At 66.8% G+C, this 8,518-nt stretch carries 4 protein-coding genes and 1 pseudogene; all 5 read right to left on the reverse strand.

Annotated features, from left to right (window positions below; all coding sequences use genetic code 11):
* Positions 1–23 precede the first annotated feature (23 nt).
* A complete protein-coding gene (locus tag GCN74_RS24820; RefSeq protein ID WP_226939205.1) occupies positions 24–4,208 on the reverse strand; it encodes a two-component regulator propeller domain-containing protein in 4,185 nt (1,394 codons plus the stop codon).
* Between the two features lie 98 nt (positions 4,209–4,306).
* Positions 4,307–5,476, reverse strand: coding sequence for a patatin-like phospholipase family protein (locus tag GCN74_RS24825; protein ID WP_034751717.1), 1,170 nt, complete (start codon positions 5,474–5,476; stop codon positions 4,307–4,309).
* 39 nt (positions 5,477–5,515) lie between these two features.
* Positions 5,516–7,291: a gamma-glutamyltransferase gene (gene ggt, locus GCN74_RS24830; RefSeq protein ID WP_152259134.1), complete on the reverse strand. Its 1,776-nt coding sequence runs from the start codon at positions 7,289–7,291 to the stop codon at positions 5,516–5,518.
* 84 nt (positions 7,292–7,375) lie between these two features.
* On the reverse strand, positions 7,376–8,134 hold the full coding sequence (locus GCN74_RS24835) for a 3-hydroxyacyl-CoA dehydrogenase (protein WP_152259135.1): 759 nt from the start codon (positions 8,132–8,134) through the stop codon (positions 7,376–7,378).
* A 182-nt stretch (positions 8,135–8,316) separates the two neighbouring features.
* Positions 8,317–8,518, reverse strand: a pseudogene (locus tag GCN74_RS28925) (hypothetical protein); the annotation flags it as partial.

Consider the following 8,518-nt stretch of genomic DNA (forward strand, 5'->3'; position numbering starts at 1 on the left):
CTCCATGGCCGGCATTGCCTATTTTACATTTCCTTGTCCGAAACGGCTATTTGCGTCAACAGTGCGCGCAATTGGGGCAAATGCAAGGCCACCTGACTCCAGCGCCCGCCGTCCGCCGCCTCCTCCAGTTCCGTGCACAGCATGTGCAGCTGCGTTTCATCGAGATACGCGGCGCTGCCCTTCAAGCCGTGCAGCAGGCGCCCGGCGCTGTCCTTGTCCTGCTCCGCCAGCGCGGCGTCGAGTTCGCGCAGGCGCCCCTCCAGGTCGGCGACGAAGGCGACGCGGATGCGCCGCTGCAGTTCGCCGCTGCGGCCGGACGGGGAAGGCGCCGGGGCGGGGATGGCCGGCGCGATGCCGAACAGGGCATCGAGTTCGGCCTGCCCCCGCGCAGCGCCGCGCGGCACGTTGGTCGGCATGCGCGGCAGCATGAAACCGCGCTGCAACTGGCGCCCGATGGCGCGCGCCAGCAAGCCATGCAGGGCCGCCTCGTCCACCGGCTTGCTGAGGAAATCATCCATGCCGACACCCAGGTAGCGGCTGCGGTCCTCTTCGCTGGCATTCGCCGTCAGGGCCACGATCATCAGTTCCTGGTCGCGCACGGGCTGGTCCGGCCAGCCGCCCACGCGGATCAAGCGCGTCGCCGTCGCCCCGTCCATCTCCGGCATGCGCCCGTCCATCAGGATCAGGTCATAGCGCGTATGCACGCAGGCGGCCACCGCCAGCGCGCCGTTGGCCACCACGTCGACCCGGTGCCCCAGCTCCTCGAGCATCACGCGAATGATGATCTGGTTGGTGGGGAAGTCTTCCGCGCACAGCACGCGCAGCTGGTGGCTGTGCGGCGCCAGCGCCACCTGCGGCACCAGCGGCGGCGCCACGCCATCGGCCAGCGGCAAGGTGAAGGCAAAGGTGCTGCCCTGCCCCGGCGTGCTGGCCACTTCGATCTCGCCATCCATCAGTTCGACCAGCTGGCGGCAGATCGCCAGGCCCAGCCCCGTGCCGCCGTAGCGCCGCGTGGTGCTGGCGTCGGCCTGCTCGAACTTCTGGAACAGGCGCGCCATCGCATCGGCATCGATGCCGATGCCGCTGTCGCTGACCGTGAAGCGGATCAGGCTGACCTTGCGTCCGCCGCTGCCGCCGGCCACGCCGGCCCGCTCGACGCTCACGCTGACGCCGCCGCGCTGGGTGAACTTGAAGGCATTGCCCACCAGGTTGACCAGCACCTGGCGCAAACGGGTGGGGTCGCCCACCACGAAGGGCGGCAGGTCGGGCGCGAAATCGATGGAAAAACCGATGCTGCGCGCGGCAGCCTGCTCCTCGAACAGGCTGACGACCGTCTCGATCGCCGCACCGAGCGCGAAGTCGATGTTTTCGATACTCAGCTTGCCCGCCTCGATCTTGGAAAAATCGAGCAAGTCATTGATGATCACCAGCAGCGACTGGGCATTGGCCTGGCCGCGCAGGATCTGCTCGCGCGTCGCGTCGTGCAGCTGCTCGTCGCGCAGGGCAAAGCCCAGCATGCCGATCACGCCGGCCAGCGGCGTGCGCATTTCGTGGCTCATGTTGGCCAGGAATTCCGACTTCTGGCGCGTCGCATCCTCGGCCTTGCGCTTGGCCTGGCGCAGGCTTTCCTCGTTTTTCGTCAGGCTGCTGTTGACCTGGGCCAGCTTTTCCGACTGGGCCAGCACTTCGATTTCCTTGCTCTGCAACTCGGCCGTGCGTTCGCTGACCAGTTCTTCCAGTTCGTTCTGCTGTCGCCGCAGCGCGCGCACGCGCTGGCGGTAGGCGCCATACACGGCGCCCAGCAGCAGCGCCGCCACCAGGGTGCGGAACCACCAGGTTTTCCAGAACGGCGGCAGGATCGTGATGGCCAGGGTGGCGCCGCTCTCGTTCCACACGCCGTCCTTGTTGGCCGCCTTGACGCGAAACACGTAATTGCCGGCATCGAGGTTGGTGTAGGTGGCGAAGCGCCGCCCCGCATCCGTCATGACCCAGTCCTGGTCGAAGCCTTCGAGCCGGTAGGCGAACATATTGCGCTGGGGCGCGGCGAAATGCAGGGCCGCGAATTCCAGCGAAAAGACGCTTTCGCGGCTGGTCAGCACCAGGTTGCGCGTATGCTCGATCGCCGTCTTGAGCACGTGCGCGAACTCGCCGCGGCCGATGGCCACGGGCTTGTTGAATATCTGCAGTTCCGTGACGGCCACCAGCGGCGGCACGCGGTTGTCGTGGATATCCTGCGGCACGAACGCCGTCATGCCGTTGAAGCCGCCGAAGTACATGGTCCCGTCCGACGCGCGCAGGGCCGCGCCATCGAAGTACGAGCCTTCCACCGTGCCATCGGCGCTGTCGTAATTGCGGAACAGGCCGCTGCGCATGTCGAGCCGCGTGATGCCGCTGTTGGTGCTCAGCCACAGCTGCTCGTTGTCATCGCCGAGGATGCTGGCGACGGCATCGTCGGCCATGCCATCCTTGCGCACGAAGCGGCGGAAGCGGATTTCTCCCTTCGCGTCGACGTCCATGCGGTTCAGGCCGTTGGCCGTGCCCACCCACAGCACGCCGCGCTTGTCTTCGTGCAGGTAGTGCACCTCGTCGTGGCTGAGGCTATGGGGTTTTTGCGGATCGTGGCGGAAATGCCGGAAGCGGCCGCTGGCGCGGTCCAGCAAGTCCAGGCCATGGAAGGAGCCTATCCACAGCTGCCCCTTGCCGTCCTCCAGCACGGGCCGCACCATGTTGTCGGACAGGCTGTTCGGATCGGCCGGATCGTGGCGGTAGGTGGTAAAGCGCTGGCTGACGGGGTCGAAACGGTGCACGCCGCCCCGCGTCGAGACCCACAGCATGCCGCTGCGGTCGCTCACGACATTGCGGATGGTGTCGCTGTTCGGGTCGCCTGCGGCAAAGCGCATGGTGAAGAAGCGCCCCAGTGCCGGGTCGAAGCGGTGCAAGCCCGTCGAGCCGCCCACCCACAGGGTGCCGTCCGGCGCCTTGTACAGGGTGGTGACCTGCTCGTCGCGCGACATGCCGGGCGAACTGCGCAGGTCGAACACGCGCGAGCTGCCGTCGCGCGTGTCGTACAGTTTCAGGCCCGCCTTGGTGGCCAGCCACAGCTTGCCATTGCCCGCGTCGGCCACGGCGCGCACTTTCTTGTCCGCCAGGGCGCCCACGTCGCCCGGTGCGCGCGCCATGCGCGAAAAGCCGCCGCTGCCCAGGTCCACGCGGCTCACGCCGTTGTACCAGGAACCGACCCAGAACGTGCCCGCGCGGTCGCGGTACAGCGACGACAGCTGGTTGTCGGCGACGCTGAACTTGTCGCCCGTCTGGTGGCGGTACTGCAGGAAGGTGTCGCTCCCGGGCTGCCAGCGGAACAGGCCGTCGGCATTGCTGCCCAGCCAGACGGTGGCATCGACATCCTGGTACAGGCTGGCGACGCGGATGGCGGAAAAACCCTGTTTTTCACTCAGGCGCAGGCGCGACTGGGGCGCTTCGCCCGCGCCGCCCAGGCGCCAGCGCTCAGCGCCGGCCATCGTGCCTATCCACAGGTTCTGCTGGCGGTCGACCAGCAGCGCCTGGATCACGTTGTACTTCGAGCCGGGCGCCGCATCGACGGCGAAATGCTCGAAGCGATCGCTGCCCGGCGCCAGCATATCCAGGCCCGTGACCGTGCCGATCCACAGGCGCTTTTGCCCGTCCAGCACCAGCGCCTTGATTTCATTGTCGCCCAGGCTGTGCGGATTGCCTTCTTCATGGTGCCAGGTGCGGAAGGTGCCCGTGGCGGGGTCGAAATGCTGCAAACCGTCCGAGGTGGCGATCCAGAAACCGCGCGCGCCATCGTCGACAATGGCGTGGATATGCCGGTTGCCGTTGCCGCGCTTGCTCTTCTCGGCCGGCACGTAGTGGATGAAGGTCTGGCTGGCCGCGTCGAAGCGGTCCAGGCCGTTGTCGGTGCCCACCCACAGCTGGCCCTGGCTATCGACGTGCAGTTCGCCGACCCAGTTGTCGGCCAGGCTGGTCTTGTCGCCCTCGACATTCTTGTAGACGACCATGCGGTAGCCATCGTAGCGGCTCAGGCCGGACTGGCTGCCGAACCACATATAGCCCTGCCGGTCCTGGGCGATGGCCAGCACCGATTCCTGCGCCAGGCCCTGGTCGACGCTGAGCTGGTCGAAACGCAGGGTGGGCGCAGGCGCCGCCGCGGCGGCACCGCCCAGCAGCAAAATTAGCAGTAAGGCAACATCATGAACACGTCGAAATACCTGCACAATCGTCCTGTCAAAAAAACGCGAAAACTCCGGCTACTCTGCCGGGGGCCGTCTCAAGAACCAAAAAACGCCAGTACATCGTCCTTGCGGGCCTGCGTATCGCGCTGTCCAAGACGGATCAGCTCGTTAGTATACGTCGATTCGAACAATAAATACGATGCCAGCGCCGCGCCGCGCGCTTCGGCGGCGCCGATGCCCGACAACATGGTGCGGATGGGACGGGGCAAACTGCCGATATGCCGGCTGGCGATGGCGTCGAGCCGCTCGGATGGCGCGATGACCAGCAATTCCACGGGCCGCAAGGCCGTCTTGCCCAGCAATTCGGGTGGCAGCATCGACAAGGTCAGGTTGATGCGGTTCAGGCGCTCGATGTCGACGGCCAGGCCGTCGAGGAAGATCGACGACAGCGCATGGCCGGCGATCTGCGCCAGGCTGGGGTAGCGCGCCGCTTCGGACGCGGCGGGCGCCGGTTCCGTCATGCGCCCCGCGCCCACCACCAGCACCTTGTTCGCGCCCAGGTGGATGGCCGGCGAAATCGGCGCCAGCTGGCGCATCGAGCCGTCGCCGCAGTACTCGCGCTGGCCGCCCACGTACAGGGGCACGGCGGGAAAGATGAAGGGGATGGCGGCCGAGGCCAGCAAGTGTTCCACGCCGATCTGGTCGGGCAAGGCCAGGCGCTGCGTGCGCACCCAGGGCGCGATATCCTCGGCCGTCTGGTAAAACGTCATGTGGCGGCTGCCCGAGTACGACGACGCCGTCACGGCCAGCGCATGCAGCAGACCGTCGGCCAGGGCCGCGTCCAGGCGCGGCAGGTCGAGCATGCGGTGCAGCAGGCTGACCAGCGGGGTATTGTCGAGCAGGGAACTGGGCGGCGACGCATGCCACTGGCGCAGCAGCCAGCCGAACGACAGCAGCGACAGCCAGCGCGCACCCGAACGGATCACGCCCAGCGAATCGGCGCGGTAGACCTGTTCGACCTCGATGTGCTGCCACACGTCGAGCAGCTTTTGCACGCCTTCGCCGAAGTTGTCGGCACGGCAGGCCAGCGCCGTGGCATTGATGGCGCCGGCCGAGGTGCCGCAGATGATATCGAACGGATTGCGCGCCGGCGCCCAGCCCGCTTCCCACAGGATCGCCGAAATCGCCTGCAGCACGCCCACCTGGTAGGCGGCACGGGCGCCCCCTCCCGTGAGTATCAAGCCTGTTTTATTTTGCATTCCCATGCCGGCAGATTAGCAGGGTCTTGATGCTTTGTGGAAATTTCAATCGCCACGCACCATGCCTTCACGGCGCGGATCGGCGCCGCCAAACCAGAAATCCTTGCCGTGCGCATTCAGGCGCATGATGCCCTGCAGGCCGGAATTCTGCTCGATCACGCGCACTTCGTGGCCCATCGCCTGCAATGCCTCGACCTGGGCGGCCGGCGCGCGGCCCTTTTCCAGCTCCGTCGGGCCGTTGCGGCTGCCGAAGTTCGGCAGGCTGATGGCTTGCTGCACGTTCAAGCCCCAGTCCATGGTGCCGACCAGGACCTTGGCCACGTAATTGATGATGGACGAGCCGCCCGGGGACCCCGTCGCCAGCACCAGCTTGTGCGTGCCCTTTTCAAACACGAGGGTGGGCGACATGGCGCTGCGCGGACGCTTGCCCGCCTCGACGCGGTTGGCGATGGGGCCATCCGCATCGCGCGAATCGAACGAGAAATCCGTCAGCTGGTTATTCAGCAAGAAGCCGTCGACCATCTGGCGCGAGCCGAACGCGTCTTCCACGCTGGTGGTCATCGACAGGCCGCCGCCGAACGCGTCCACCGCCACCAGGTGCGACGTCGACGGGCGCTGCAAGGCGTTGTCCATGCCCCACGCCACCTGCATGCCGGGCGGCGTGCCGGGCAAGGCGCGGCCCATGGATTTGTCGCCGATCAGCGAGGCGCGCTGCGCCAGATAGCTTTTATCGAGCATCGAGGCGACGCCCTTGCCGGGCAGCGGCACGAAGTCCGTGTCGGCCACGTAGCGGTTGCGGTCCGCGTAGGCCAGGCGCCCCGCTTCCGAGAACAAATGGATGGCCTGCGCATCGAGCACGCCGTCGACGGGCGGGTACGGGCGGATATCCTTCACTTCCAGCATGCCCAGCATCTGCGCGATGGCGATGCCGCCCGACGATGGCGGCGGCATGCCGCACACAGTCCAGGCCTTGTAGTCGCTGCAGACGGGTTCGCGCACCTTGGCCTGGTAGCCGGCGATGTCCTGCGCCGTCAGCTTGCCCGGATTGCTCGGGTGCGACGCCACCTTGGCGGCGATGTCGCGCGCGATGCGGCCGTTGTAAAACGCATCGGCGCCGCCGCGGGCGATCTCGCGCAGGGTGCGCGCCAGTTGCGGGTTTTTCAGCACATGGCCCACGGGCCAGGCCTTGCCGTCCTGGTCATAGAAATACGCGGCGGCGACGGGGTCGCGCTTCAGGGCCTGGTCCCAGTTCAGCAAGCCGTTGAGACGCTGGCTGACGGGAAAGCCGCCGTGCGCCAGCTTGATGGCGGGGCCGAACAGGGTCGCCCACGGCAGCTTGCCATGTTCCTTGTGCGCCAGTTCCAGCATGCGCAGCACGCCCGGCGCGCCCACGGAGCGTCCGCCCACCACGCCCGTGGCGCGCGAGACGGGGCTGCCGTCCGCATTCTGGAACAGGTGTTCGTCGGCGGCGGCCGGTGCCGTTTCGCGCCCGTCGAACGCCTGCACCCCCTTGGCGCTGGAATACAGCAGGAAGGCGCCGCCGCCGATGCCCGACGACTGCGGCTCGACCAGGGTCAGCACCAGCTGCGTGGCAATGGCCGCATCGATGGCGCTGCCGCCCTTTTTCAGCATCTGGTAGCCCGCATCGGCGGCCAGCGGATTGGCGGCGGCCACCATGAATTTCTGCGCCGACCAGCCCGATTTTTCCGCATACGCGGTGGCGATTTCCGGCGCCTTCTGCGGCACTTCGGCAAATACGGGACTGGCGGCCAGGGCCCCCAGCAAGGTCAGGCTCAGCGCCAGCGGCTTCAATGTGATCATGGATTCTCCGATAAAAAAAGGGCGCACAGCCAGGCAAGGCTGTACGCCCCATACGGGGGTATCCTACATCAAATCACGCCGCGCTTATTTTGGCTGCATGCGGATCGCGCCGTCCAGGCGGATGGTTTCGCCATTGAGCATGACGTTTTCCACGATGGCCTTGACCAGCTGCGCGTATTCGCCCGGTTTGCCCAGGCGCGAAGGGAACGGCACCATCTTGCCCAGCGCATCCTGCACTTCGGCCGGCATGCCCAGCAACATGGGGGTTTCGAAAATGCCGGGCGCCACCGTCATCACGCGGATGCCGTTGCGCGACAAATCGCGCGCCATCGGCAACGTCAGGCCCACCACGGCCGCCTTCGACGACGCATACGCGGCCTGGCCGATCTGGCCATCGTAGGCCGCCACGGAGGCCGTGTTGATGATGATGCCGCGCTCGCCTTCGGCCGTCGCATCCTGCTTGGCCATGGCGTCGGCCGCCAGGCGGCACATATTGAAGGTGCCCACCAGGTTGATGTTGACGACCTTCTGGAACAGGGCCAGCGGGTGCGGACCATCCTTGCCCACGGTTTTCACGGCAGGCGCCACGCCGGCGCAGTTGACCAGGCCGCGCAAGGTGCCCAGCTTGGTCGCCGCGGCCACCACGGCCATGCCGTCTTCTTCCGACGTCACGTCGCACTGCACGAACGCGCCGTTCAATTCGGCAGCCAGCGCCTGGCCCGCCTCCGTCTGCACGTCGGCCAGCACGACCTTGCCGCCCGCCGCCGTCAGCATGCGCGCCGTGGCCGCGCCCAGGCCCGATGCGCCGCCCGTGATGATGAATACGTTGTCCTGAATCTGCATGAAATCTCCTGAGTGATAAGGGCCGTGTTCCCGGCGCCTGATGGTTGATGCACGATGCCATCATTACGCGCAATGACGCGCTGCTCCGCGCTATTACGTTTACGTAAACGTAATGTCGGCGACAATTGTAGCCACTTTTGCGCCCATCGAGCGAAAACTTGCAGCGACAGTGCATGGCAGGACTAAAAACACTGCAGGAAAGCGCCGTTGCGGTGGCAGATGCGGCCGTTCGCATCGAGCGTGGCATTGCCCGGGCCGTTGTAGCGCGCGCCGGCCGCATCGCGGCAGCCGCCCGCGTCGCAGGAACCGATGGCTTGCGGCGCGCGCGGCAGGGGCATGGCGGGACTGGGCGGCAGCGGCGCCATGGGCACGACGGGCGGTGCA

The organism is Janthinobacterium sp. FT14W (genome assembly GCF_009208755.1).
In the GTDB taxonomy this organism is placed as follows: Bacteria; Pseudomonadota; Gammaproteobacteria; order Burkholderiales; family Burkholderiaceae_D; genus Janthinobacterium; species Janthinobacterium violaceinigrum.